This is a genomic window from Pseudomonas sp. FFUP_PS_473 (genome assembly GCF_002858665.1).
Classification (GTDB): Bacteria; Pseudomonadota; Gammaproteobacteria; order Pseudomonadales; family Pseudomonadaceae; genus Aquipseudomonas; species Aquipseudomonas defluvii.
In genome coordinates, this window is the sequence record NZ_PJQQ01000001.1 from 149,396 (window position 1) to 174,531 (window position 25,136).

Consider the following 25,136-nt stretch of genomic DNA (forward strand, 5'->3'; position numbering starts at 1 on the left):
TTACAGCCAATAGGTCACGGCCCACCAGCCCAGCCCGCCCATGACGATGGTGTAGGGCAGGGCCATCCAGACCATCCGCCCGTAGGACAGGCGAATCAACGGCGCGATGGCCGACGTCAGCAGGAACAGGAACGCCGCCTGGCCATTCGGGGTGGCCACACTCGGCAGGTTGGTGCCGGTGTTAATCGCCACCGCCAGGGTTTCGAAATGCTCGCGGCTCATGCTGCCCGCCAGGAACGCCTGCTTGACCTCGGTGATGTAGATCGTGGCGACGAAGACGTTATCGCTGATCGCCGACAATAGGCCGTTGGCAATGAACAGCATGCCGGGCTGCTGCTCGGTCGGCAGGGCCAGTACCGCTGCAATCAGCGGGCTGAACAGTTGTTGTTGGTGGATGACCGCGACCACGGCAAAGAACACCACCAACAACGAGGTGAATGGCATGGCGTCCTGGAAGGCGCGGCCCAGCCGATGCTCATCGGTAATCCCGGTGAAGCTGGTGATCAATACGATGACCAGCAGGCCGATCAGGCCCACTTCGGCGATGTGCAGACCAAGGCTGACAATCAGGATCAAGGCGGCCAGGCCCTGAATCAGCAGTGCGGCGCGTTGCTGGGAGGTCCGGGCAGCATCGTCTTCGGCGGCGTAGGCGGCGAGCACGCGGCGCACGTTGTCCGGCAGCAAGGTGCCATAGCCAAACCAGCGCAGTTTCTCCAGCAGCACGCAGGTCACCAGGCCGGCGGCCAGTACGGGCAAGGACACCGGTGCGACCTTGAGGAAGAAGTCGGCAAAGTGCCAGCCCATTTCATGACCGATCAGCAGGTTCTGCGGCTCACCCACCAGGGTGCAGACACCGCCCAGTGCCGTGCCGACTGCGCCGTGCATCAGCAGGCTACGCAGAAAGGCGCGGAACTGTTGCAGGTCTTCATGGTGCAGGTTGGCCAGGTGCTGATCATCATCGACCAGCGACTCTTCGCGTGGGTTGTTGCCTGATGCCACCCGGTGGTACACCGAGTAGAAGCCCACGGCGGCACTGATGATCACCGCGGTCACGGTGAGGGCATCAAGGAAGGCCGACAGAAACGCCGAGAGGAAACAGAACAGCAGCGACAACAGGGCCTTTGAGCGCACCCCGAGCAGGATGCGCGAGAACACGAACAGCAACAGCTCTTTCATGAAGTAGATGCCGGCCACCATGAACATCAGCAGCAGGATCACCGGGAAGTTGTGTTGCAGCTCTTCGTACAGTGTTTGTGGCGTGGTCATCCCCAGCAACAGGGCTTCGACCATCAGTAACCCGCCTGGCATCAATGGGTAGCACTTGAGCGCCATGCCCAAGGTGAAAATGAATTCGATTACCAGTACCCAGCCAGCCACTACCGGGCCGAGGGTAAACAGCAACAGTGGGTTGAGCAGCAGGAACAGGCAAATGGTGGCTTTATACCAACGTGGCGACTGCCCGAGAAAATTGTGGGCCAGGGCGCCGGCCAGGGAGCGGGACATGAAAAATGTATCCTTATGATTCAACAGCTGCGCAACTTGCCGGATGTGGGCGACAAGATCAAGGCGGATGTAGTCCTTGTTTTGGCAAAACCACGGTCTGGGTGTCTGCCGTGACCTTGATATAGTCCTGCGACTAACCCTGCCTTAGCCCGAGGAGTGCCGTTGTGACCGACTATCAAGCGTTCAAGGTCGAACTGTCGAACAACATTGCCCATGTACAGATCAACCGTCCGGAAAAGGTCAACGCGATGAACGCCGCGTTCTGGGCGGAAATCATCGAAATTTTCAAATGGATCGACGATACCGATGCTGTGCGGGTCGTGGTGATCAGCGGCGCGGGCAAGCATTTCTCGTCCGGCATCGACCTGATGCTGCTGGCCTCGGTGGCCAACCAGCTGGGCAAGGACGTTGGCCGCAATGCGCGCCTGCTGCGGCGCACCATTTTGCAGATGCAGGCGTCCTTCAATGCCGTCGACACCTGCCGCAAACCGGTCCTGGCGGCCATTCAGGGCTACTGCCTGGGGGGGGCCATCGACCTGATCACCGCCTGCGACATGCGCTATGCCGCCAGCGATGCACAGTTCTCGATCAAGGAAATCGACATGGGCATGGCGGCGGACGTCGGCACCTTGCAGCGTTTGCCACGTATCATCGGCGATGGCCTGGTGCGAGAGCTGGCCTATACCGGCCGTACCATCGACGCAGAAGAGGCGCGGCAAATCGGCCTGGTCAACCGTACCTTCACCGATCAGGCCAGCCTGCTCGACGGGGTCTTTGCCATTGCCAAGGAAATTGCGGGAAAATCCCCCATTGCCGTGGCCGGCACCAAGGAGATGCTCAGCTACATGCGCGACCACCGCATCGACGATGGTCTGGAGTACATCGCCACCTGGAATGCTGCCATGCTGCAGTCCACCGATCTGCGGGTAGCCATGGCTGCCCACATGAGTAAACAGAAACCCGAGTTCGCCGACTGAAACCACCCAGCCGCGGGCTCGCACAAGGAACCGGAATATGTCAGTGCGTTGGACAACCGCGGTACTGGATACGAACATCAGTGGCGGCTTGGCGGTCGCCCGCTGTGCCCAGGGTTTTCTGGTTGACGATAACGGTGCCTTGTTTCCCCGCGATTGGCTCAAGCACCAGGGCCTGGAGGTGTTGTGCGAACACGGCATCGGCTATTTTGATGGGCAACCGGTGTTTCTGTTGGAGCTCAAGGCCGAGCAGGACGTACCCGGCTGCAGCTGGCGTGGGCTGCGCCAGTTCATGCTCGAAGGCGACTTCGAGATCTACAAGGTGCTGGGGTACGCCGCGCAGATCGGTACCTGGGCCCGAGAGCACCGCTTCTGCGGCAGTTGTGGTCAGCCGATGCAACAGATCCACTGGGAGCGCGCGATGTACTGCGCGCCGTGCGACCTGCGTTTCTACCCACGCATCTCGCCCAGCATGATTGTGCTGATCACCCGTGGTGATGAAATCCTGCTGGCCCGTTCACCACGCTTTGTCACCGGGGTGTACAGCACCCTTGCAGGCTTTGCCGAACCAGGTGAGTCCGCTGAAGACTGCCTGGTTCGTGAAGTGCGTGAGGAAGTGCAGGTCGAGGTGAAGAACATCCAGTACGTCGGCAGCCAGTGCTGGCCGTTCCCGCACTCCATGATGCTGGGGTTCCATGCTGAGTACGCCGGGGGCGAGATCGTCATGCAGCCTGACGAGATCGAGGATGCCCGGTGGTTCCGGGTCGATGCATTGCCGCCGTTGCCAGCAAGCCGCTCTATCGCCCGGTACCTGATTGACCTTTATGTAGCCCGTCGTTCAGGCCTGGCTGAACCAGTGTTGCCAAGCTAAGCGGACAGTCAGTCCGAGCACGACGGTGATGAACACCGGGCGGATAAACTTGGCGCCGCCGCTGATGGCGGTGCGTGCACCGAAAAACGCACCCACCATCAGCGCTGAACCCATGGACAGCCCGATCAGCCAGTCCACTTGCCCCGAAAAGATGAACACCGACAGTGCAGCTGCGTTGCTGACAAAGTTCATGCTGCGCGCCACACCGCTGGCCCGTACCAGGTCGATGGGGTACAGCAGCAGGCTGCTGACGGTCCAGAAGGCGCCCGTGCCAGGGCCGGCAACGCCGTCATAGAAACCCAGGGAAAAGCCTTGGGGAAACTGCCTGCCTTTCTTGATTGGCGCGTTGGCGTCCAGTGGTGCCTTGGGCGTGCCGCCGAACAACAGGTAGACGCCGCAGGCGAAGACGATCACCGGTAGCATCTTGTTCAACCACTCGGCGGGCAGGTAATGGGCGGTGACCGCGCCAATCAATGCACCAATCGCCGTACCGATCAGGCCTCGACGCCATTGAATGGGGTCGAACAGCTTGCGCCGGTAGAACGTGAAACCGGCGGTAGCCGAGCCAAAGGTCGAGCTGAGTTTGTTGGTACCCAATACCAGGTGCGGTGGCAGGCCGGCAGTCAGCAGGGCGGGTGTGGTAAGCAATCCGCCGCCACCGGCGATGGCATCGATAAAGCCGGCGACAAAAGCAACGGCGGCGAGAATGGCGAGGGTGGTCAGGTCAACGCTGAGTTCAAAAGGCATTTAATCGGCTTAATTCGGCAGGGCGCAGAAGGGCCGACATGGTACCGCCAGGTGCCTGCAGGAGCCAGCCTTGCTGGCGCCTGCAGCCGCAGGCAAGCCAACAAACCGCCTCGCCGCGCGGCTCAGGACAGGAAACCGCCATCGACGTTCAACGCCACCCCTGTGGTGTAGCTCGAGGCATCGCTGGCCAGATACAGCACCGCACCCGCCATTTCCTTGGGATCGGCCACGCGCTTGAGCGGAATTTGCTGCAGGGCCGTATTGAGGATGGCCTCGTTTTTGACCAGCGCGGAGGCGAACTTGGTATCGGTCAGGCCGGGCAGCAGGGCATTGCAGCGGATACCGAACGGGGCGCACTCCTTGGCGAACACCTTGGTCATGTTGATCACGGCGGCTTTCGTTACCGAGTAGATGCCCTGAAACAGCCCCGGCGAAACCCCATTGATCGAGGCGACGTTGATAATACTGCCGCCGCCGTGCTCGCGCATGAGCTTGCCGGCTTCCACCGACATGAAGAAGTAGCCGCGTATATTCACATCAACGGTCTTCTGGAAGGCACTCAGGTCGGTGTCCAGCACGTTGCAGAACTGCGGGTTGGTGGCCGCATTGTTTACCAGAATGTCCAGGCGCCCGAATTGCCCGCGAATAACGGCAAAGGTCTCGCGGATCTGTTCCATTTCGCCGATGTGACATGCCACGGCGGTCGCCTTGCCGCCTGCCGCGATAATGGCATCGGCTACGTGCTGGCAGCCTTCGAGCTTGCGGCTGGAGACGATGACATGAGCGCCCTGCTGGGCCAACAGGTGCGCAATGGCTTCGCCGATGCCACGGCTGGCCCCCGAGACAAAGGCGATCTTGCCGTCGAGGTCGAACAGTTGGGTCTTGGACATGGGCTATTCCTTTCTTCTTGTTGGTGTCAAAGGCTGGATTTTTCGATGACCTGCAGGCTCATATGCTCCAGCAGTCTGTTCATGTGGATGAACGGGGCGAAACGCTTGTCCTGGGTTTGACCGTGATAAAAGCGGTAGTAGATCTGCTGGATGATACCGGCCAGGCGGAACAGGCCGTAGGTGTAGTAGAAATCAATGTTATCGATCGTGATGCCCGCCCGTTCGGCGTAGTAATCAACAAATTGGCGACGGGTCAACATCCCGGGGGCGTTACTCGGCTGGCGGCGCATCAGTTGTACGGGGGCAGGGTCTGTCGCTTCGATCCAATACGCCAGGGTGTTACCCAGGTCCATCAGCGGGTCGCCGAGGGTGGTCATTTCCCAGTCCAGTACGCCAATGATCCGCATTGGGTTGGCGGCATCGAGGATCACGTTATCGAAGCGGTAGTCGTTGTGAATGATGCCGGGGCGCGCGTGGTCTGCCGGCATCTTCTCGCGCAGCCAGGCGACCACGGCCTCCCAGCGCGGCGCGTCAGGGGTCAATGCCTTCTCGTAGCGACTGCTCCAGCCTTCGATCTGGCGCTGCACGTAACCTTCTGGCTTGCCGAGGTCGGTCAGGTTGCAGGCGCTATAGTCGACCTGATGCAGCTCGACCAGGCGATCGATGAAGCTCTTGCACAAGGCTTCGGTGCGCTCGGCGTTCAGGTTCAGCTCTGCCGGCAGGTCGGCGCGCAGGATGATGCCCTTGACCCGTTCCATTACGTAGAATTCGCTGCCGATCAACGAGGCGTCGGTGCAATGCACATAGGCCTTGGGGCAGTACGGGAAACCACGGTTGAGCTGGTTGAGGATACGGAACTCACGGCCCATGTCGTGGGCCGATTTGGCCTTGTGCCCGAAAGGCGGGCGGCGCAGTACCAGTTCCTGTTCCGGGTACTGCAGCAGGTAGGTCAGGTTCGAGGCCCCGCCGGGGAACTGACTGATGCGCGGCGTGCCGCCCAGGCCGGGAATCTGTGCTTTCAGATAAGGGTCGATGAGGGCGACGTCGAGTTCTTCGCCGGGACGGACCTGGGTGGACTGGTCGTTGAGCGTCATGCTTATCCCTTATGATTGAGGCCTGAGATTATTGGCTAATCTAATTCTGGCCCTCGGGCCGAACAAGTGCCGCAGGGCTTTATTGGCGGCCGTGTTGCCGGTCGATCAGCGGTCCTGATGGGCCAGCAAAATGCAGGCGAAAAAAAACCGAAGCAGGCAACACTTCGGTTTCAATTGCATCCGCAGACGGCTTAAACCGGGAACAGCTCGCTGAGCTTCATCGACAGCATCATGTCGCCCTCAACGCGCAGCTTGCCGCCCATGAAGGCCTGCATGCCGTCGGTTTCGCCGCTGACGATACCCTTGAGGGTTTCGCTGTCCATGACCAGGGTGACGTTGGCGTCTGGGTTTTCGCCTTCCTGCAGGTCACAGGTGCCATCCTTGATGATCAGCGCGTAGTGCTTGTCTTCGTCGGTCACGTTGAAACCGAAAACCAGGTCCAGGCCAGCAGCGGCAGCTGGGTTGAACTTGGATTTCATGGCTTGAACGGCATCAGCTACAGAGGTCATGGTGCATTCCTTATTAAGTGATTTCGGCGACCGGCAAAGGTCACCATGGGCCGGTACTCAACGATAGGTCATGAGTTCCGGCGCCTTCAACAGCTGCACATGGGCTTGGCTGTTGAAGGAAGCCAGGGCCACCTCGCTGCCGCGAAACTTCAATTGGCTGAGCGAGGTGTTGATGATCTGCCAGTTCAGTGCGAAGGCCTGGTCTGGTGTCATTCGGGTAATCAGGTGGAGCAGGGCAGTAATGGTGCCGCCCGACGTAAAGATCGCGATATTGTCGCCATGCTCGGCCTGTTGCAGCACGCGTTGCAACCCGGCATCTACCCGGGCGACGAAACCCTGCCAGCTTTCCACCTTGGGGTGCTGGTAGTCACCCGTGTGCCAGCGGCGAACAATCAGGGCGAAAATACGCTGAAACTCACTGCGGTGTTGTGCCGCGTTGCGCAAGACATCCAGTGCGTGGGGCTCGTCTGGCAGCAGGCTCGGCAGCAGGGCGCGAATCAGCGTATCAGCATCGAACTCGTTGAAGGCGCTGTCGGTTTCCAGCCTCGGCACCGTGGCGCCGGCCTCCTGCATGCGCGCCAGTGCCAGGCGCCCGGTATCCTGCTGGCGACGCAGATCGCCGGCCAGGCAACGGTCCAGGCGCAGGCCCAGTTCGGCCAGGTGTTCGCCAAGCACGGTGCTCTGGCGAACACCGACGGGCGAGAGGACGTCGTAGTCGTCTGCACCAAAGGAGGCCTGGCCATGTCGAATCAGGTAAATGCTGCCCACGTTGCGACCGTCTGCCGGAATTAAGGGTTTCGGCGAGGTTAGGTTGCCGCTGTCAGGCTGTCAATGAAAAAACATACAAGCGTTTGAAAAGGTTGTTTGAACTGTGATGCCGGTGTTTTCAGGCGCTGGCAGGGGCGGGGTAGCGTCGGTATGCTTGAGCTCTGGTTCGCGCCGTATGGGCGCAGGCATGTTAAGGAGTTACTGTGGAGTTTCTGGCTGAGTACGCAAGCTTTCTCGCCAAGACCGCGACCCTGGTGATCGCGATACTGGTTGTTCTGTCGGCCCTCGCCGGCCTGCGTGGCAAGGGTCGGCGCAAGGCCGGTGGGCAATTGCAGGTTACCAAGCTCAACGACTTCTATAAGGAACTACGTGAGCGGCTGGAGACCAACCTGCTCGACAAGGCCCAGCTCAAGGCCTTGCGCAAGCAGCAGGGCAAGGCCGAGAAGTTGCAGAAAAAAACACCTGACGAGAAAAGCCGGGTCTTCGTGCTGGACTTCGACGGTGACATCAAGGCGTCTGCCACCGACAGCCTGCGGCATGAAATTACGGCGCTGCTGACGCTCGCGACGCCGCGTGACGAGGTTGTGCTGCGCCTGGAGAGTGGCGGCGGCATCGTCCACAGCTACGGCCTGGCCGCTTCGCAGTTGGCGCGCATTCGCCAGGCGGGTGTACCACTGACCGTGTGCATCGACAAGGTCGCGGCCAGCGGCGGCTACATGATGGCCTGTATCGGCGAGAAAATCGTCAGTGCACCGTTTGCCGTGCTGGGCTCCATCGGCGTGGTGGCGCAGTTGCCCAACGTCAATCGCTTGCTGAAAAAGCATGACATCGACTTTGAAGTGCTGACCGCAGGTGAGTACAAGCGCACCCTGACCGTCTTTGGCGAGAACACCGAGAAGGGGCGGGAGAAGTTTCAGGAAGACCTGGACGTCACTCACCAGCTGTTCAAGGATTTCGTGTCGCGCTATCGCCCTCAGTTGCACATCGATGAGGTCGCCACCGGCGAAGTCTGGTTGGGTGTTGCCGCGCTGAACAAGCATCTGGTTGATGAGCTGAAAACCAGCGATGAGTACCTCAGCGACCGTGCCCGAGAGGCGAACCTCTATCACCTGCATTTTGCCGAGCGCAAAAGCCTGCAGGAGCGGGTTGGCTTGGCCGCCAGCAGTTCGATCGAGAATACGCTGGTGGGCCTGTGGAGCCGTTTGAGCCGCTGGCGCTGAGTCAACGGTGTCCTCGGTGAGGCTGTTGGTCGGGCTTTTTGCATTTCGGACTTTAAGTCTGCAAATGACCAGCTAGTCTAAGTTTCTGTTGATGGCCGGTATTTTCAGGTAATCGATGGGTTACCGGTAGCGGTCTATCGCAGGAGGGGGGGCGCAAGGATGAGTGATCCTTACATTGAAGACGATGGGGACGAGTTTCCAATCAATAGCCGGGTCCGCTGTGGCCAGGCGGCAGTCAGGCTCGGCTTCGCCAACATGACTGCCGACGATGCGTCAGGCCTGAACCCGCCTGTCAGCCAGCAGCGGCGTCGTCTGGCCAAGTTCGTGCCCAGGGTTGTGGTACCGAAGCGTTAACGAACACGTCAAAAATAGCCCCGTCTGCATGAGGGGCTTTTTAATGCCTTTTGTCGGTAACAGCCTGTTGAGCAAGGTATTTTTTCTGATTGATTGATCTCGCTCAAACGCCTGAGCAGTTGGTCTCGCGGCTGTAACACTTGTGTGTCTTACTAGGTGCGATTCAATCGAGGAGGACCTCAATGCGTATCAGGGAAGCGACTTATTGGCGCTGGGCAGACCGGCAATTGAGCTGCCGTAGCCATGATGAAAAACTCAGCGACGGCATCAGTATTGATGTGAAAACCCGCCTTTCACGTACTGGCGCTACACAGTTGTTCGTGGGTATCTATGCCCGCAACGGCAAGGCGTTGGTCGAGGAGTACTACGCGAACCGGCCTTGCGAAAGCATGACCCGGGCGTTGGTGTGGGGGGTCGATCGGGCCCGGGCCTTGGCCACGGGCGCGATAGCGATTGAAACCCAAACCTTACGGCGCCAGGCCTAGGGCGTGCCGTGGCGATTGTGGCTGGCCTGGACAATGCGTTGGGCTGGCACGCGTAACTGCGTTAGCAGGTATTCGGCAAAGTCCGCGTCGTAGGGTTGCAAGGCAATGGCCTGTGCCATGCACTCAAGCCACTGGGCGCTATGGGTTTCATCGATCGGCCACTGGGCATGGAATGCCGGGATCGAGATGGGCCCATAACGCTCGCTGAACAGCCGTGGGCCACCCAGCCAGCCGCTGAGAAAACAGGCCAGTTTGTCCCGGGCCATGCTCAGATCTTGCGGGTGCATGCGTCGAATGAGTGCAGCTTCCGGGCGTTCGTCCATCAATCGATAGAAATCGTCGACCAGTCGGCGCAGGCCATCAATGCCGCCAGCGGCTTGGTAGGACGCATCTCCGGTACCGAATGCAGGTTTGTTCATCCGCAGGACTCATGAGCTCAAAGCGTCATTGTAGCCAGAGCCGGCGCCGCCTTGAACGAAAAAAGCCCGACCTTTTCAGGCCGAGCTTTCTCACGGCAACGGCTTGATCAGCTGTAACGGTCGATCAAGCGTACGCCAGGCTGGTTTTGTACGGCGGCCCATTCATGTTGCAGGGTCTGCAGTACGTTACCGATGAAGTGGGTATCGGCAGCGGCCTTCTTGCCGACGTAGCCATGGCCACGGCGGTACATCTTGAAGCGGGCACGCATGTTCGGGTTGCGTTGCTCGAACTCTTCTTCGTCAGCCAGCGGCGAGACCTTGTCGATGCGAACTTCGCCCGAGTCGCAGACCCAGAGAATGTGGCTGTCGAGACTGTCCTTGCGTGCTGCGAACAGCCGGGCCAATTCGTCAATAGTAGGTTGATTGTTCAAGTTCATCATTAAAGCCCCCTTAACCACCATTAATTGTTGAGTTATTGCTTGGCGCCAATCATGTAGCGTTGACAGAAAGCTGCTACAGCAGCGTCACAACAGGGGGCTTCTACTTTCTGCCTTTTGGGCAGTACCCATCCAGCGACAGCTCTTGGATCCGTTGAGCCGTCTGGAACACCCTTGCCAGCGCTCCCGATCGGGGAGACGTCTGCATCATGCAAGCGGCGATGAACGGCGTCAATAGGGTTTGTAGTGTTTTTTTATCTTCACTACATATTGTCCGACAATACCGGCCCCGGGCTTATTGATCCGCATCAGCGCAGGTGTCATCGGGATGGTGGATCATGACCGGCACATGCCTTTCAGGGAGATCCTCATGCATTCACCGGCCTCCGCGCCTTCTTCAGAAACCGCCAAGGCTTCGCTGCCATTGGGCCTTATGGTCGGTATTGCGGCCTTGATTGCGGTGCTGTTGCTGCCATTGCCGGCTGACTTGCCTGTGGCGGGGCAGCGGGTCTTGGCGATCCTCGCATTTGCCGTGGTCATCTGGATCACTGAAGCGGTGTCGTACGAAGCCAGCGCCATCATGATCACTTCGCTTATGGCGTTCTTGCTTGGCACGGCACCGACCCTGGCCGATCCCTCGGTGACGTACGGTTCGTCCGCCGGGATCACCATGGCCTTGACCGGGTTCTCCAACGCAGCGCTGGCGCTGGTGGTTGGCGCCTTGTTCATTGCAGCGGCCATGACCCACACCGGGCTGGACCGGCGTATCGCACTGGTGACCTTGTCCAGTGTTGGTGTCAGCACCCGGCGCATCCTCTTGGGCGCCGTCGCAGTCACGGTATTGCTTAGCCTGGTAGTGCCCAGCGCGACGGCGCGCAGTGCCTGTGTGGTGCCGATCATGATGGGGGTGATTGCGGCCTTTGGCGTCGACAAGCGCTCAAACATCGCCGCCGGGATCATGATTATCGTTGCGCAGGGCACCAGTATCTGGAACATCGGTATCCAGACCGCAGCGGCACAGAACCTGCTGACAGTGGGCTTCATGGACAAGATGCTCGGCGGGCGAGTGTCTTGGATTGACTGGCTGATCGCCGGTGCGCCCTGGGCGGTGCTCATGTCGTTGGTGCTGATCGTCGTGGTACTGAAAATGCTTCCACCAGAGAGCGACAGCATTCCCGGTGGCAAGGCGGCGGTGGCGGATCAGTTGGCCGCATTGGGGCCGATGACGTCTGCGCAGAAACGCTTGTTAGGCGTTTCGGTCCTGTTGCTGCTGGCCTGGGCCACCGAAGGCAAGTTGCATCGCTTTGACACGACCTCGACCACCTACGCCGGGCTGGTCTTGCTGTTGCTGCCGCGCTTTGGCGTGATGACCTGGAAAGATGTGCAGTCGCGCATTCCGTGGGGCACGGTGATTGTCTTCGGTGTCGGGATCAGCCTGGGCACTACCTTGCTCACGACGCAGGCCGGGCAGTGGCTGGGGCAGCAGGTCGTGGCCCATACCGGCCTGGACCAACTCGGTACATTGGGGGTGTTCTCGATTCTTGCGGCGTTCCTGATCCTTATCCACCTCGGCTTCGCCAGTGCCACCGCACTGACCTCGGCGCTGCTGCCCATTCTGATTGCCGTGCTGCAGACGCTGCCGGGCGACTTCAGTCGCCTGGGGATGACCATGGCGTTGGGGTTTGTCGTCAGTTATGGCTTCATCTTGCCGATCAACGCGCCGCAGAACATGGTCTGCCTGGGTACCGAAACCTTCAATGCCAGGCAGTTTGCGCGGGTCGGTGTGGTGATTACCCTGATCGGCTACCTGCTGATGCTGGTATTCGCGGCGACCTGGTGGCACTGGCTGGGCTGGATGTGAAAACAGGGTGAGACTTCGCGGTGGTGTCGCCACCGTGTGGGAACTGGCGTGCCAGTGATGCACACACCGCGAACTCACTGACACCCAGTCAACACCTTTGCAGGCAGGCTCACGCTCGCAGGCGCTTGCCCGTCAGAAGTTCGCCGGGGTGTTGGCGCTGATGATTTCGGCTTCATCCGGGCCGATGTTCTTGAAGCTGTGGGGCAGGGTGGTGGGGAAGTAGTAACCGTCACCGGAATTGAGCACGCTGACCTGGCCATCGACGCGCAATTCGATGGTGCCACGGGTAACCAGGCCGCATTCCTCGCCCTCGGTATGCACGATCGGCTCTTCACCGGAGTCTGCGCCGGGTGCATACAGTTCGCGCAGCATACGCATTTGCCGACCTTCCACGCTGGCGCCGACCAGCAACAGGCGCAGGCCGCTATTGCCCAGGTCGGGTTGTTCGTTGGAGCGGAACACGAAGCGTTCCTGGCGCGGCGGTTCATCGAAGCTGAAAAACTCTGCCAGCGACATCGGGATGCCTTCGAGCAGTTTCTTCAGGGAACTGACCGACGGGCTGACGCGGTTTTGCTCGATCTGCGAGATCGTCGAGTTGGTCAAGCCGCTGCGTCTGGCCAGTTCCCGTTGCGAGAGCTTGTTGCGTTCACGCACCAGTCTGAGTCGTGTCCCCGTATCCATAGCTGCCTTAGTGTCAAAAATAAATGGCGACGCATTAAAGCACACTCGGGCCCTCAGTAGCGCACGCTCAATTGACACGTCCCGACCACATGCTGCGTAACACGCCGTCACGGCGGATCAAGCCGTGCACCAACGCCGCCGCCAAGTGCAACAACACGGTCGCGAAGAGCAGGTAGGCGAGCCAGCCATGCGCCTGGCGAAGGACGGCGTAGACGCGGATATCCTGAGGCAGCAGTGCGGGTAACTGCAGGGGTAATGGATAACCTCCCGCCGAAAGCATGCCCCAGCCGAGCAGCGGCATGGCCAGCATCATCCCGTAGAGCACCAGGTGCGATGCCTTGGCTGCCCAGCGTTGCGCCGGTGGCAGGTCGCTCGGCAACGCGGGGCTGCCAACGCACACGCGTACGCCGATACGGATCAATACCAAGACCAGAAGGGCCAGCCCCACCAGCTTGTGTACGCTGACCAACAGGGTGTGCCGCGGTGACAGGTCACTGATCATGCCTACACCGATGAACAGCATGCTTAGGATCAGCAGAGCCATCAGCCAGTGCAGCCCGCGCAGCAGGGGATGGAAGGAGGGGTTCATGGTTGTACTCCTGAATGGGCCGCTTCGCGGCTGCGGCGGTTGAAGGATTCCGAGTAGGCGGCCGAGCGGGCGGCAAGAATCGGATCAGCAGACGGTTCAATGCCGGTTGGCAGAATCAGCGGGTCGAAGTTCAGGTCACGGCAGGCGCCTTGCTCGGCCGCATCGACCTGCTCAATGACCACGGTGCCCGCGTTGACTTGCCGCCGTTGCTCAGGCCAGGGTTGAGCGGGATCGTCGACTGCATCGCCCGGCTCGGCCAGGGTCAACAGCAGGTTCCAGCGCAAGGGGCCTTCGGTCAGGCGTTTGCGCAGGTCATTCTGCAGGTAATTCGGGTCTTCCACCTGGGCCGGTAATGCACTGAACGGGGTCAGTGGCTGTAGTTTCCAGCGCACGTAATGCGGGGTGCCCTTGGCGTCGATCAGGCGAAAGGCGTTGATGCTGTGGTAAGCCGAACTGGCAAAGCTGTCGGAGGGCTTATAGTCCTTGACCCACTGGCGAAAGGCCGCGCTTTCCGGGTGTGCGGCAAAGAAGGCCTGCAACCTTGCCGGGTCGGGTTTACCGGTGGCGGGTACCGGCGTCATTGCTAGCACCTGTTCGTAGAAACCCTCGATGGTGTTCACTGCCAGTACCGGCGGGGTATTCATGCCACTGCGCCAGCGTTGTCCATCATCGCTGGTGAATTCCACGGCCAGGCTGCGAGTGGCGACGCTGGCATCGGCGCTATGCGGGTTGGCGCCGCCGATGGCGAAGCGGCCAATAACCGGTACCCTTGGCTGGGCAAACACCCGAGCGCTTGAGAGTTCGGCGGCCTGGCCGCTGCTTTCAAAGTAGCCGCTGACGCACAGGCCTTTGGCGTGGTTTTTCCGGTAGCCAGGGTAGTGCCCGGCCTGAGCTTCGAAGGTGTCGACGATACGTTTCGGTGTCAACCGGTCCGGGCCGATCCAGCCGGCGGTAAAGGCAAAGCCTGCGCCCAGTGCAGCGACGCCTAGGCCGATGGCAGTCAGGCGCAGCGTGCGGGCGCGACCGTTTATCGGAGTGCTCATGATGCTATCCAGGTCAGTAAATGAGCGGGTAGGACGCACCCGCTGAAGTTTTATTCCATTGGCCTGGAATAAAATTCGCGGTCGGCCGTCTGCCTCGTACACTGACTGCACGACGATCACGGATCACTCGATGAACGAACTGGATGACGACCAACTACGCGAGATGCTTCAGCGGCTGCGCCGTTTCGCCTTGTGGTTGACCCGCGAGGGCACCAGCGCCGACGACCTGGTGCAGGCAACGGTGGAGCGAGCATTGAGCCGGGGCGCGCAGCAGCGTGATCCTGCGAGCTTGCGTGCCTGGCTGTTCTCGATCCTTTACCGGCAGTTTCTCGACAGCAAGCGTCGAGAGCGCCGCCATATGCGCTGGCTGAGCTGGTTCGGGCGGGCCGAAGAGGCCGGGAACAATACCGAGGACATTGTCGAGGCTCAGTCTGGCCTGGCTGCCTTTGCCAGGCTTTCGGCGGAGCAGCGCGCCTTGTTGATGATGGTGAGTGTTGAAGGCATGAGCTACAAGGAGGCCGCGCAGGCCCTGGATGTACCGATTGGCACGGTGATGTCGCGTTTGTCGCGGGCCCGTGCAGCACTGCGAGAACTGACCGAGGGCACGCCGTTGCCCCCTGGGTTGCGGAGGTTGAAATGAGTCGGTTGATCCCATCCGAAGAGGAATTACAGGCTTACGTCGATGATCGGTTGCTGCCCGAACGCCGACGTGAGGTAGACAGGTACCTGGCGGCACATCCGCAGCGGGCCGCCGAGCTTGATGCCTGGCGTGCCGATGCCCGGCGTTTGCGTGCTGCCCTGGCGGGGCAAATCGAACAAGCGCCTAACCCGCGTCTCGACCCGGCCTGGGTTCGCCGCGACCTGCGTCAGCGTCGCCAGCGCCGCTGGGCCAGTGCTGCGATGCTGCTGGTCGCGTTGGGTGTAGGGGGGCTGGGTGGCTGGCAGGCGCGGGAGGTCAACCTGATGGCTGGCAACCCGCCGATGGCCGACGCCGTGCAGGCGCACCGGCTGTTCGCCTATGCATCCTCACTGGACTTGTCGGTAAACACCCCAGAGCAACTGCAGGCCTGGTTGGGCCAGCACTTCAGGCATGCCGGCAATCTGCCGGACCTCTCGGCCTATGGGTTTACTCCGGTAGGGGCACGGTTGCTGAGCAATGAGCAGGGCCCGGCCGCGCTGCTGCTGTTCCAGGACCGAAACGGTGAGCGTGTCAGCCTGTTCCTGCGTTCTCCCAGTGAGCGTTATGTGCGGATGCCCAGTGGTGAGCGCACCGAGGGCGAACTGCAGGCGCGCTACTGGTCTCGCGGTGACTATAACTATGCATTGATCAGTGACGTTGCCGATGCGCGTGGCGCGCAGTTGCGCCAGGTACTGGGCACCGCCCTGTAGCACGGGTGCTACCTGCTATTCATTAATCGAATACCGTAAATCACTGCGTTCGATTTATCGAATCCCGAGTCCCGCTCTAAGATCCTCGGCACTGACTCATCACTGGCCCCGCGGCCATAGCAGGAGAACCCGATGAACATTTTGATGGTGCTCACGTCCCACGACACCCTGGGTAATACAGGCCACAAGACCGGCTTCTGGCTGGAAGAGTTCGCAGCCCCTTACTACGCATTTCTCGATGCAGGGGCGCAGGTCACCCTGGCCTCGCCCAAGGGCGGCCAGCCGCCGATCGACCCCAAGAGCGACGATCCCGGCGCGCAGACTGCCGCCACTGAACGCTTCCAGGCCGATGAGGCTGCACGCAAGGCCCTGGCCAGCACCCTGACCTTGGCTCAGGTCAACGCCGATGATTTCGATGCACTGTTTTACCCCGGTGGTCATGGTCCGCTCTGGGACCTTGCTGAAGACCCGCGCTCGATCGCCTTGATTGAACGTTTCCAGGCACTGGGCAAGCCCGTTGGTGCGGTCTGCCACGCACCGGCGGTGCTGCGCCACACTGTGGATGCCAACGGTGCGCCTTTGGTCAAGGGCAAGCAGGTGACGGGTTTCAGTAACACCGAAGAAGCGGCTGTCAACTTGACGGATGTGGTGCCTTTTCTGGTTGAAGACATGCTCAAAGGCCATGGTGGGGTGTACAGCCGTGCCGAGGACTGGCACAGCCATGTGGTCGTCGACGGCCTGCTTGTAACCGGGCAGAACCCAGCGTCCTCCGATGCCACCGCCCACGCCTTGCTCAAGTTGCTCTAAGGCTGGCCACCCGGCTGCCCCTGAGGCAGGCGCTGTTCAGCCTGCCTTCTCTTCGTTTCAGCATCAGACGAGTTGATTACATGTCCGCACTCTTTACCCCGTTCCAGCTCAAGGGCGTGACCTTGCGCAACCGCATTGCCGTCCCGCCGATGTGCCAATACACCGCCACTGACGGCTTGATCAATGACTGGCACCTGGCGCACTACACCAGCCTTGCGCGTGGTGGTGCCGGCCTGGTCATTGTCGAGGCCACCGCTGTTTCACCGGAAGGGCGCATTACCCCGAGTTGTGCCGGCATCTGGAACGATGCCCAGGCCGACGCTTTGGCTGAGGTCGCCTCTGCGATCAAGCGCGCCGGTGCCGTACCGGGTATTCAGATCGCTCATGCCGGTCGCAAGGCCAGTGCCAACCGTCCGTGGGAAGGCGACGATCACATTGGCGCAGAGGATGCCCGTGGTTGGGACACCCTGGCACCCTCGGCGATTCCTTTCGGTGCTCATCTGCCGAAAACCCCAAAGGCCATGACCCTAGAAGACATTGCCCGTGTTCGCGCTGACTTCGTGGCGGCGGCACGCCGTGCCCTGGCGGCCGGTTTTGAGTGGCTGGAGCTGCATTTTGCTCATGGTTACCTGGGCCAGAGCTTCTTTTCCAGCCATAGCAACCAGCGCGATGATGCCTACGGTGGCAGCTTTGAAAACCGTAGCCGCTTCCTGCTTGAAACCCTGGCGCAGGTTCGAGAAGTCTGGCCGGAGCACCTGCCGCTGACCGCGCGTTTCGGTGTCATTGAATATGACGGTCGCGACGAGGCGACGCTGGAAGAGTCCATCGAGCTGGCCAAGGCATTTCGCCGGGGTGGGCTGGACCTGCTCAGTGTCAGCGTGGGTTTCACTGTGCCGGACGTCTCTATTCCATGGGGGCCAGCGTTCCTTGCGCCGATTGCCGAGCGCGTGCGTCGTGAAGCGGAACTGCCGGTGGCTGCTGCGTGGGGCATCGACAATCCGACAATCGCGCAAGCTACCCTGGCCGAGGGGCAGATGGATCTGGTGATGGTGGGTCGCGCTCACCTGGCCAACCCCAATTGGCCTTACCAGGCGGCACTGCAACTGCAGGTAGAACGCCCTTCCTGGGTGCTGCCCACGCCCTACGCCCACTGGCTGGAACGCTATCAGGTCAGCCAGTAGACTGGCCGACCTTCAGCACTGAATATTGCAGAGAGGACTGTATTGATGATTCACGTCATTGCCCGTGTAGTCGCGTTGCCGGAGCACCAGGCACAGGTTGAGGCGGAGCTGCGCACGATGGTCGCCGCTACCCGCCAAGAGCCGGGTAACCTGTGCTATGACCTGTTTGCGGACCTTGACGGTGGCGCCGGGTTCTCGTTGTTCGAGACCTATGCCGACCAGGCAGCACTGGAGGCTCACCGTGACAGCGCGCATTTTCAGGCCTACCGCAGTCGCATCAGCGGCTGGCTGGCGACACCCCCGGAAGTCCAGGTGCTACGCGCTCTGGATCAGGCGCAGAAGCCCCGCGCCTGAAGCCCGTCCTGATGCCCGACACCGCTAGCGGGTGATACGCAGGGCTGTCGTTGTCGTAGAGGTGGATCACGCCGCGCGGGGCTGATTCACCTCTACCGTAATGTGTACCAGTTCTTCGTGAATACTCAACCGCCGGCGCACGGCATCGGCGTTGAATGAGCCGTGGCTGACGAGGGAGAGGATACAGGCGTACTTTCCTTTACCAACACGCCAGACATGCAGGTCGGCGATTTCCGCCTGGATGGGGAACTGCTCGATCACCTCGCGGATTTCTTCGACGACTGGCGCGTCCATCTCGGCATCCAGCAGCACGCGCCCGGTTTCGCGCAGCAAGCCTACGGCCCAGATCGCAACCATTGCAGCGCCGACAATTCCGATCAATGGGTCCAGCCATACCGCGCCCCAGAGTTTGCCGCCGATCAGGGCGATGATTGCCAGCACCGAAGTCGCCGCATCGGCAATGACGTGCAGGTAGGCTGAGCGCAGGTTCAGGTCGTGATGGTGGTGGTCATGCCCATGTCCATGCCCTTCATGAGCGTGCCCGTGGTGGTGATCGTGATGATGCGAGTGATCGTCCTTGAGCAGCCAGGCGCAGGCCAGGTTCACCGCCAACCCAACAATGGCAATCGCGATGGCTTCGTCATAATGGATCGGGCTGGGGCTGAACAGTCGCTCCACGGACTGGAACAGCATCAAGCCCGCGATACCCAGTAGCACGATGGCGCTCGAGTAGCCACCCAGTATCTCGATTTTCCAGGTACCAAAGGCGAAGCGCCCGTCGTTGGCCAACTGCCGGGCCGCGCGATAGGCAAACACCGACAAGCCCAGCGCCAGAGCGTGTGAACTCATGTGCCAGCCGTCGGCAAGCAGCGCCATCGAGTTGGACAACCAGCCGCCGCAGATCTCTGCGACCATCATCACCAGGGTCAAACCCAGGGCCCAGCGGGTCTTTTTTTCCGCCAGCGGATTCCCTTCGTCGAAGACATGGGAATGCCGGTACTCGGAGGCCAGTGAATTCATGGGTATCATGCTCGGGATATCAGGGGGTTCGCATACTATACCCCAGTATACTAATTGGCGAGAATGCAATGGCACACACAACCAAAGGCAAGAAGCAACTGCTGACCCGGGTTCGCCGGATCAAAGGGCAGGCAACGGCACTGGAAACGGCACTGGAGCAGGACACTGACTGCATCGCGATCCTGCAGCAGATCGCGGCCATTCGCGGTGCCGTCAATGGCTTGATGACCGAGGTGATGGAGGGTCACATTCGTGAGCACCTAGGAGCAGAGGATTTGACTGCGCAGCAGCGGCAAGCCGAAGTCGACCAGATTGCCGCTCTGCTCAGGTCTTATCTGAAGTAGTGCAGGGCGATTGATAGCGCTTAGTGGCGTGCCATGCGCTGTTGCAGGTACTCGATGACGGCCTGTTGTTCGCCAACGAATTCAACCCGTTCGCCCTTGCTGGCGCGCTGGAAGGCGTACATCGGGTCGTAATACTCGTTCAGCAGGCCTGCGATCCAGCCGCGGTGCAAGTCAACCTGAGCACTGCGTTGCTGCTCATCGAGCGCGTCCTGCAGCAGGGTCGAGAAACGCTTGTAGCGCTCGCCACCCAGGCGTTTCTGGATGTTCGCCATGCTGTTTTGCAAGCGCTGGGCATACTGTGCGAACCCCGTCTCCTCGCCGTGGACAGCGATGAACTCGGCACACAGGCCCGTGACGTAGTCCTGAAGGATGCGTTCGATACGGTGTTCCAGGCTGTCTTCGAGCCAGACCATAGGGTATTGCTGCATGCCCTGGTAGAGCTCCAGGGGCAGGTTGCAGCTGCCGACCAGACGGCTCTCGTCCTCGAGTACGAACTGTTCGATACCGGCATCACGCTTTTTCAGCAGGTCGATGGCCAGGCGGTTTTCAAAGTCAATCTGTGCCGGCTGGCCGGTAGCGCGCTTGCCGAAGCTGGAACCACGGTGGTTGGCCAGCCCCTCCAGGTCGATGGCGTTGCGCAAGGCATGGATCACCTCGGTCTTGCCGGTGCCGGTGAGGCCGCCGACCAGGACGAAATCGCACTGCGCCACGGCCTGCTGGGTGGTCTCAAGGAGGAAGGTGCGCATTGCCTTGTAGCCACCGACTACACGCGGGTAGTCGATACCGGCCTCGTCCTTGAGCCACTGCTGGGTGATCTGTGAGCGCAGCCCGCCGCGAAAGCAGTACAGGTATCCGTTTGGATTGGCCCGGGCAAAGGCAGCCCAGGCGGCAATGCGCTCGTCCTTGGTAGCACCGCAGACGAGTTGGTGACCCAGTTCAATGGCCGCCTGCTGGCCGCGTTGCTTGTAGCAGGTGCCGACTCGCTGACGTTCCTGATCATTCATCAACGGCAGGTTGACTACACCGGGAAAGGCACCTTTGTTGAATTCAACGGGGGCGCGAACGTCCATCAGCGGCACATTATCGATAAACAGTGTGCGGTAGTCGTGGGTGTTATCAGCCATTACAACACCTCTACCGCGTGTCGCTGTCGCTCGACCAGCTCACCGATCGGGGCCAGTGTCAGGCCCAGTTCGGCGGCTACAGACAGGAATTCGGCTTCACCCTCGGGGCTTACCGCAACTAAGAGGCCGCCGCTGGTCTGCGGATCGCAGAGCAGGTTTTTCTGTTCATCACTCAGGGCTGCGATCTTCTCGCCGTAACTGTCGAAGTTGCGTTGAGTGCCGCCAGGCACACAGCCTTCGGCCAGGTAGTAATCGACCCCGGGCAGGCGCGGTACGGCGCTGTAGGTGATGCGTGCGGTCAGGTTGCTGCCGTCGGCCATTTCCACAAGGTGGCCGAGCAGGCCGAAACCGGTAACGTCGGTCATTGCCTGAACACCTGGCAACTTGCCGAAACGGCTGCCGGGTGTGTTCAGTGTGCACATCCAGTCTCGGGCCAGGTGTTTGTCTTCCTCGCGCAACCGGGCTTTCTTTTCTGCCGTGGTGAGGATGCCAATCCCCAGCGGCTTGCTCAGGTAGAGGCGGCAGCCCTGTGTGGCGGTGTCGTTGCGTTTCATGTGGCGTTTTTCGACCACGCCGGTGACGGCCAGGCCGAAAATCGGCTCGGGTGCATCAATGGAGTGGCCACCGGCCAAGGGAATGCCTGCGGCATCGCATACGGCGCGGCCACCACGGATCACTTCGCGGGCCACTTCTGCGGGCAGCAGGTTCACTGGCCAGCCGAGAATCGCGATGGCCATCAGTGGGTCGCCACCCATCGCGTAGATATCGCTGATGGCGTTGGTGGCGGCAATACGGCCGAAATCATAGGGGTCATCGACAATCGGCATAAAGAAATCGGTGGTCGAGACCACGCCGCGCTCGTCATCGAGTGCGTAGACGGCGGCGTCATCGCGTGAGGCATTGCCGACCCAGAGTTTCGGGTCCAGATGCTGGGCGCCGCTACCGGCCAGGATCACGTCCAGCACCTTGGGGGAAATCTTGCAACCGCAGCCGGCACCGTGGCTGTACTGGGTCAGGCGAATGGGTTCGCTCATGTCACACCTCAAGGAGTTATAGCGCCGGATTCTAGCAAAGCTGGTCTTTGTGCTGCTAACTCCTATAATTCGGCACCTGTAAGCCCTACCTATTGCGCTGTCGAACCGGAGAACTCCCATGCTCAAAAACACCTTGGCACTGCTTGCCGGCCTGGTACTGAGTGGTTCCGCTTTTCTGGCTCAGGCCACTGAAACCTTGCGCGTCAGCGCGATTCCCGATGAAGCCCCAACCGAGCTGCTGCGCAAGTTCAAGCCGCTGGGCGCTTATCTTGAGCAGCAATTGGGCATGAAGGTGGAGTTTGTGCCGGTGGCCGACTACCCGGCGGTCGTCGAGGCTTTGGCCAGTGACCGTCTGGACCTCGCCTGGCTTGGCGGTTTCACCTTCGTTCAGGTTCACCTGAAAAGCCCTGGCGCCACGCCGCTGGTACAGCGCGAGCAGGATGCCCGGTTCACCAGCAAATTCATCACGGCCGACCCGCAGGTCAAACAGTTGTCTGATCTCAAGGGCAAGACCTTTGCCTTTGGCTCGGTATCGTCCACCTCCGGTAGCCTGATGCCGCGTTACTTCATGCTCAAGGACGGTATCAAGCCAGAAACCTTCTTCAGTCGCGTAGCGTATTCCGGTGCCCATGACGCCACGGCTGCCTGGGTGCAGGCGGGCAAGGTCGACGGCGGTGTGCTCAACGCCAGTGTGTGGGACAAACTGGTGGCCGCTGGCAAGGTCGATACCAGCAAGGTACACGTGTTCGCCACGACGCCTACGTACTTCGACTACAACTGGACCGTGCGTGGCAGCCTTGACCCGGCGCTGGCGCAGAAGATCAAGGCGGCGTTCCTGGCCCTTGATCCGGCCAACCCCGAGCACAAGGCCATTCTTGATCTGCAGGCGGCTACCCGTTTCATCGAAACGCGCCCGGAGAACTATGCGGGTATTGAAGAGGCCGCTCGGGCTGCTGAACTGCTGAAATGACGATCCGACTGACCGGGGCCTGCCTCAACCATGGTGCGCTGCAAGCGCTGCGTGACCTGAACCTGACCATCGAGGCCGGCGAGCAGGTGGCGATTATTGGCCCCTCGGGTGCTGGCAAGTCGAGCTTGCTGCACCTGATCGCCACCGCCATCAAACCAGGCAGCGGCGAGCTGGAGGTGCTCGGCCAGCGGCCCTGGCACCTTTCGGCGCGGCTGAGGCAAAAGCTGCGTACACGCCTGGGGCTGATTCATCAGGTGCCACCCTTGCCGCCGCGTCAGCGGGTGGTCACCACCGTACTGGCCGGCCGGCTGGGGCAGTGGGGGACCCTGCGTGGGCTGCTCAGCCTGTTGCGGCCCGTCGATGTGGCCGGCGCGCGCGCCGTGCTGTCGAGCCTGGACCTGGCGGACAAACTGTTCGTGCAGTGCCAACAACTCTCCGGCGGGCAATTGCAGCGAGTTGGCATCGCCCGGGTGCTGTACCAGCAGCCGGACCTGCTGCTGGCCGATGAGCCGGTCTCGGCGATGGACCCGGTGCTCGCTGCGCATAGCCTGGCGACCCTGTGCAGCTACGCCAGCGTACGGGGTATTACCCTGGTCGCCAGCCTGCATGCGGTAGACCTGGCATTGGCCCACTTCGCGCGAGTGATCGGCATTCGTGAAGGCCGTCTGGTGTTTGACAAGCCGGCGACTGAAGTGACCGAGGACTTGCTTGATGCCTTGTACGCCAATGAGCAACTGACGTCGCCGGTTCAGCCCGTTGCGCCGCTGACCCTGCAGATTCCCCGATGCTGAGTCGTGACCTGCGCGACCCGGCAACCGCGCCACGGCTGTTGCTGACCCTGCTGGCGCTGGCACTGCTCTGGCCGGGGCTGCACCTGAGCGAACTCGACCTCGGGGTGTTGTTTCAGGCCGACAGCCGTCGTCAGATCGGCAGCTTCGTCAGCGCTTTCTGGCCGCCGGCTCATGACCAGGCGTTCCTTGAGTTGCTATGGGGCGCCACGCTGCAAACCCTCGCCGTTGCCACGGCGGGCATGACCCTGGCCTTGCTCCTGGCGGTCCCGGCCAGCCTGCTGGCCAGCCGCGCGTTGTCGTTGTCCGCAGCCTCGCGGGGCGGGCGCCCCAGTGCCTTGGCTGTGGCACTGCGCTGGCCGGTACGTGCGCTCATGGTGTTCCTGCGCAGTGTGCCGGAAATCGTCTGGGCGTTGCTCTTCGTAAGGGCCGTGGGCCTGGGGCCGACCGCGGGCGTGCTGGCCATCGCCATTACCTACAGCGGCATGTTGGGCAAAGTCTATGCGGAGATTTTCGAGTCGGTCGATCAGCGACCTGCCCATGCGTTGCTGCAAGCTGGCAGCACGCGTCTTGGGGCCTTTTTCTACGGTATTTTGCCCTGTGCGGGTACAGAGCTGGTGTCGTACACCATCTACCGCTGGGAATGCGCGATTCGGGCTTCGGTGGTGATGGGGTTTGTTGGTGCCGGCGGGCTGGGCCAGCAGATCGATTTGTCGATGCGCATGTTTGCTGGCGCGGAAGTGGCCAGCATGTTGCTGACGTTCCTGGTGCTGGTCTGGCTGGCCGATCAACTCAGTGGCTTGCTGCGCAGGAGGCTGGCATGAGGCGCCTGATCAACCTGCTGGTGCTGTTTGCGGTATTGGCCGCGATCGTGTCGTCGTTTGCTTACTTGAGCCTGGATCTGTGGGCGCTGGTGGGTGAGGGTGGTTTGGGCAAGATGGGGGAGTACGCGGCGCGTTTCCTCAGCCCTGATACCAGCCGTGAGCACCTGCAGGCCGTGGCGCGGGGGGCGCTGGAAACACTGGCCATTTCGGGTGTAGGTACATTGTTGGCGGGTGTGCTGGGCCTGCTTCTGGCATTGCCTGCGGCCGGATTGTTTGGCGGGGCCCTGCGTGGGCTCGCCCGGCTGCTGCTCAATGCCTTGCGGGCGATACCCGAACTGGTCTGGGCAGTGTTGATGGTATTGGCCGCAGGGCTTGGGCCAAATGCCGGTACCCTGGCGCTGGCCTTGCACACGGCGGGTGTGCTGGGCCGGCTGTATGCTGAAGCCTTCGAGAACACACCCACTGCAGCGGCCCAGGCCATTCGCTTGCAGGGCGGCAGCCAGGTTTCGGCGTTCTGCTACGGCATGCTGCCCAACCTTTGGCCGCAACTGTTGGCCTACACCCTGTACCGCTGGGAAAACAACATCCGCATGGCTGCGGTACTGGGTTTCGTCGGTGCCGGAGGGCTGGGCCAGATGCTGTACATGACGCTCAGCCTGTTCCAGGAGTCGCGGGCCAGCACCGTGATCATCGCCATGCTGGCGCTGGTGTTGATCGTCGACGCGGTGAGTGACCGCATTCGCCAGCGTTGGGTGCTCAACTGATGTAGGGTGTTCTCCGTCGCCTTGGCCGTGTCGCGGCTAAATGTTTTCGCGTAGGCGCTTCAGCTAATGCCGTCACTGGCTTACCCTAGTGT

Annotated in this window: 30 protein-coding genes; 16 read left to right on the forward strand and 14 right to left on the reverse strand. The window is 61.1% G+C overall.

All coding sequences use genetic code 11. From position 1 onward, the window contains the following. Positions 1-1,503: a sodium/proton antiporter NhaB gene (nhaB, locus tag CYD26_RS00715; RefSeq protein ID WP_102051565.1), complete on the reverse strand. Its 1,503-nt coding sequence runs from the start codon at positions 1,501-1,503 to the stop codon at positions 1-3. 164 nt (positions 1,504-1,667) lie between these two features. Between nhaB and CYD26_RS00720 the strand changes: the two genes are divergently transcribed. Continuing rightward, positions 1,668-2,480: a crotonase/enoyl-CoA hydratase family protein gene (locus CYD26_RS00720; protein WP_102051566.1), complete on the forward strand. Its 813-nt coding sequence runs from the start codon at positions 1,668-1,670 to the stop codon at positions 2,478-2,480. A 37-nt stretch (positions 2,481-2,517) separates the two neighbouring features. Continuing rightward, on the forward strand, positions 2,518-3,348 hold the full coding sequence (gene nudC / locus CYD26_RS00725; protein WP_099775074.1) for an NAD(+) diphosphatase: 831 nt from the start codon (positions 2,518-2,520) through the stop codon (positions 3,346-3,348). On the opposite strand, the gene CYD26_RS00730 is transcribed toward nudC, so the two are convergent. The 5 genes from CYD26_RS00730 to CYD26_RS00750 all read right to left on the reverse strand — a co-directional run bounded on the left by CYD26_RS00730 (position 3,316) and on the right by CYD26_RS00750 (position 7,356). Beyond that, positions 3,316-4,095, reverse strand: a complete 780-nt coding sequence (locus CYD26_RS00730; RefSeq protein ID WP_065757657.1) for a TSUP family transporter — start codon at positions 4,093-4,095, stop codon at positions 3,316-3,318. The two genes, nudC and CYD26_RS00730, sit on opposite strands and share 33 nt — an antisense overlap. A gap of 122 nt (positions 4,096-4,217) precedes the next feature. Next, positions 4,218-4,985 (reverse strand): SDR family oxidoreductase, encoded by a 768-nt coding sequence (locus CYD26_RS00735; protein ID WP_065757656.1) that lies wholly within the window; start codon positions 4,983-4,985, stop codon positions 4,218-4,220. A 26-nt stretch (positions 4,986-5,011) separates the two neighbouring features. Beyond that, positions 5,012-6,079: a phosphotransferase family protein gene (locus tag CYD26_RS00740; protein ID WP_099775072.1), complete on the reverse strand. Its 1,068-nt coding sequence runs from the start codon at positions 6,077-6,079 to the stop codon at positions 5,012-5,014. Positions 6,080-6,270: 191 nt separating this feature from the next. Beyond that, positions 6,271-6,588: an SCP2 sterol-binding domain-containing protein gene (locus tag CYD26_RS00745; protein WP_065757654.1), complete on the reverse strand. Its 318-nt coding sequence runs from the start codon at positions 6,586-6,588 to the stop codon at positions 6,271-6,273. 57 nt (positions 6,589-6,645) lie between these two features. Further along, positions 6,646-7,356 carry a histidine phosphatase family protein gene (locus CYD26_RS00750; RefSeq protein ID WP_102051567.1) on the reverse strand — a complete coding sequence of 237 codons (711 nt, stop codon included), beginning with the start codon at positions 7,354-7,356 and terminating at the stop codon, positions 6,646-6,648. Positions 7,357-7,559: 203 nt separating this feature from the next. Here CYD26_RS00750 and sohB point away from each other — a divergent pair, with 203 nt between their 5' ends. The 3 genes from sohB (at position 7,560) to CYD26_RS00765 (ending at position 9,415) form a co-directional block, all read left to right on the forward strand. Continuing rightward, positions 7,560-8,576 carry a protease SohB gene (gene sohB / locus CYD26_RS00755; RefSeq protein WP_102051568.1) on the forward strand — a complete coding sequence of 339 codons (1,017 nt, stop codon included), beginning with the start codon at positions 7,560-7,562 and terminating at the stop codon, positions 8,574-8,576. Positions 8,577-8,735: 159 nt separating this feature from the next. Beyond that, positions 8,736-8,930: a hypothetical protein gene (locus CYD26_RS00760; RefSeq protein ID WP_065757651.1), complete on the forward strand. Its 195-nt coding sequence runs from the start codon at positions 8,736-8,738 to the stop codon at positions 8,928-8,930. Between the two features lie 182 nt (positions 8,931-9,112). Then, a complete protein-coding gene (locus CYD26_RS00765; protein ID WP_065757650.1) occupies positions 9,113-9,415 on the forward strand; it encodes a hypothetical protein in 303 nt (100 codons plus the stop codon). Here the strand turns inward: CYD26_RS00765 and CYD26_RS00770 are convergent. Further along, entirely contained in the window at positions 9,412-9,834 is a 423-nt protein-coding gene (locus tag CYD26_RS00770) for a group II truncated hemoglobin (protein ID WP_065757649.1), read from the reverse strand. The genes CYD26_RS00765 and CYD26_RS00770 overlap by 4 nt on opposite strands. A 107-nt stretch (positions 9,835-9,941) precedes the next feature. Next, positions 9,942-10,271: a hypothetical protein gene (locus CYD26_RS00775; RefSeq protein ID WP_102051648.1), complete on the reverse strand. Its 330-nt coding sequence runs from the start codon at positions 10,269-10,271 to the stop codon at positions 9,942-9,944. Between the two features lie 370 nt (positions 10,272-10,641). Between CYD26_RS00775 and CYD26_RS00780 the strand changes: the two genes are divergently transcribed. Next, a complete protein-coding gene (locus tag CYD26_RS00780; RefSeq protein ID WP_102051649.1) occupies positions 10,642-12,132 on the forward strand; it encodes a DASS family sodium-coupled anion symporter in 1,491 nt (496 codons plus the stop codon). A gap of 132 nt (positions 12,133-12,264) precedes the next feature. Here CYD26_RS00780 and CYD26_RS00785 read toward each other — a convergent pair whose 3' ends face one another. The 3 genes from CYD26_RS00785 to CYD26_RS00795 form a co-directional block, all read right to left on the reverse strand. Beyond that, the gene (locus CYD26_RS00785) at positions 12,265-12,813 is read right to left on the reverse strand and encodes a cupin domain-containing protein (RefSeq protein ID WP_065757648.1); all 549 of its coding nucleotides are present in this window, start codon (positions 12,811-12,813) and stop codon (positions 12,265-12,267) included. 67 nt (positions 12,814-12,880) lie between these two features. Beyond that, the gene (locus tag CYD26_RS00790; protein ID WP_099775062.1) at positions 12,881-13,402 is read right to left on the reverse strand and encodes a cytochrome b; all 522 of its coding nucleotides are present in this window, start codon (positions 13,400-13,402) and stop codon (positions 12,881-12,883) included. Then, a complete protein-coding gene (locus CYD26_RS00795) occupies positions 13,399-14,445 on the reverse strand; it encodes a catalase family peroxidase (RefSeq protein WP_102051569.1) in 1,047 nt (348 codons plus the stop codon). Before CYD26_RS00795 ends, CYD26_RS00790 begins: the two co-directional genes overlap by 4 nt. Before the next feature lie 130 nt (positions 14,446-14,575). Here CYD26_RS00795 and CYD26_RS00800 point away from each other — a divergent pair, with 130 nt between their 5' ends. The 5 genes from CYD26_RS00800 (at position 14,576) to CYD26_RS00820 (ending at position 18,176) form a co-directional block, all read left to right on the forward strand. Beyond that, on the forward strand, positions 14,576-15,085 hold the full coding sequence (locus CYD26_RS00800) for a sigma-70 family RNA polymerase sigma factor (RefSeq protein ID WP_102051570.1): 510 nt from the start codon (positions 14,576-14,578) through the stop codon (positions 15,083-15,085). Then, the gene (locus tag CYD26_RS00805; RefSeq protein ID WP_065757644.1) at positions 15,082-15,834 is read left to right on the forward strand and encodes an anti-sigma factor; all 753 of its coding nucleotides are present in this window, start codon (positions 15,082-15,084) and stop codon (positions 15,832-15,834) included. Before CYD26_RS00800 ends, CYD26_RS00805 begins: the two co-directional genes overlap by 4 nt. A 132-nt stretch (positions 15,835-15,966) precedes the next feature. Then, positions 15,967-16,641, forward strand: coding sequence for a type 1 glutamine amidotransferase domain-containing protein (locus CYD26_RS00810; protein WP_065757643.1), 675 nt, complete (start codon positions 15,967-15,969; stop codon positions 16,639-16,641). A gap of 80 nt (positions 16,642-16,721) precedes the next feature. After that, positions 16,722-17,822 (forward strand): NADH:flavin oxidoreductase/NADH oxidase, encoded by a 1,101-nt coding sequence (locus tag CYD26_RS00815; protein WP_102051571.1) that lies wholly within the window; start codon positions 16,722-16,724, stop codon positions 17,820-17,822. A gap of 45 nt (positions 17,823-17,867) precedes the next feature. Next, positions 17,868-18,176: a putative quinol monooxygenase gene (locus CYD26_RS00820; RefSeq protein WP_102051572.1), complete on the forward strand. Its 309-nt coding sequence runs from the start codon at positions 17,868-17,870 to the stop codon at positions 18,174-18,176. A 66-nt stretch (positions 18,177-18,242) separates the two neighbouring features. On the opposite strand, the gene dmeF is transcribed toward CYD26_RS00820, so the two are convergent. Continuing rightward, on the reverse strand, positions 18,243-19,196 hold the full coding sequence (gene dmeF / locus CYD26_RS00825) for a CDF family Co(II)/Ni(II) efflux transporter DmeF (protein WP_099775058.1): 954 nt from the start codon (positions 19,194-19,196) through the stop codon (positions 18,243-18,245). A gap of 68 nt (positions 19,197-19,264) precedes the next feature. Between dmeF and CYD26_RS00830 the strand changes: the two genes are divergently transcribed. After that, a complete protein-coding gene (locus CYD26_RS00830) occupies positions 19,265-19,540 on the forward strand; it encodes a metal/formaldehyde-sensitive transcriptional repressor (RefSeq protein ID WP_065757639.1) in 276 nt (91 codons plus the stop codon). A gap of 20 nt (positions 19,541-19,560) precedes the next feature. Here the strand turns inward: CYD26_RS00830 and mnmH are convergent, their stop codons facing one another. After that, entirely contained in the window at positions 19,561-20,664 is a 1,104-nt protein-coding gene (gene mnmH / locus CYD26_RS00835) for a tRNA 2-selenouridine(34) synthase MnmH (protein WP_102051573.1), read from the reverse strand. Further along, positions 20,664-21,698, reverse strand: coding sequence for a selenide, water dikinase SelD (selD, locus tag CYD26_RS00840; RefSeq protein ID WP_102051574.1), 1,035 nt, complete (start codon positions 21,696-21,698; stop codon positions 20,664-20,666). Before selD ends, mnmH begins: the two co-directional genes overlap by 1 nt. Before the next feature lie 118 nt (positions 21,699-21,816). Here selD and CYD26_RS00845 point away from each other — a divergent pair, with 118 nt between their 5' ends. From CYD26_RS00845 to phnE, 4 genes are read left to right on the forward strand one after another with little or no spacing between them, the layout of a single operon-like run. Further along, entirely contained in the window at positions 21,817-22,668 is an 852-nt protein-coding gene (locus CYD26_RS00845; protein WP_065757636.1) for a putative selenate ABC transporter substrate-binding protein, read from the forward strand. Then, a complete protein-coding gene (locus tag CYD26_RS00850; RefSeq protein ID WP_102051575.1) occupies positions 22,665-23,459 on the forward strand; it encodes a phosphonate ABC transporter ATP-binding protein in 795 nt (264 codons plus the stop codon). Before CYD26_RS00845 ends, CYD26_RS00850 begins: the two co-directional genes overlap by 4 nt. After that, positions 23,453-24,280 carry an ABC transporter permease gene (locus CYD26_RS00855; protein WP_099775053.1) on the forward strand — a complete coding sequence of 276 codons (828 nt, stop codon included), beginning with the start codon at positions 23,453-23,455 and terminating at the stop codon, positions 24,278-24,280. The genes CYD26_RS00850 and CYD26_RS00855 overlap by 7 nt, the downstream gene beginning before the upstream one ends. Next, complete coding sequence (phnE, locus tag CYD26_RS00860; protein WP_102051576.1) at positions 24,277-25,044, forward strand: phosphonate ABC transporter, permease protein PhnE; 768 nt, start codon at positions 24,277-24,279, stop codon at positions 25,042-25,044. The genes CYD26_RS00855 and phnE overlap by 4 nt, the downstream gene beginning before the upstream one ends. Positions 25,045-25,136 lie beyond the last annotated feature (92 nt).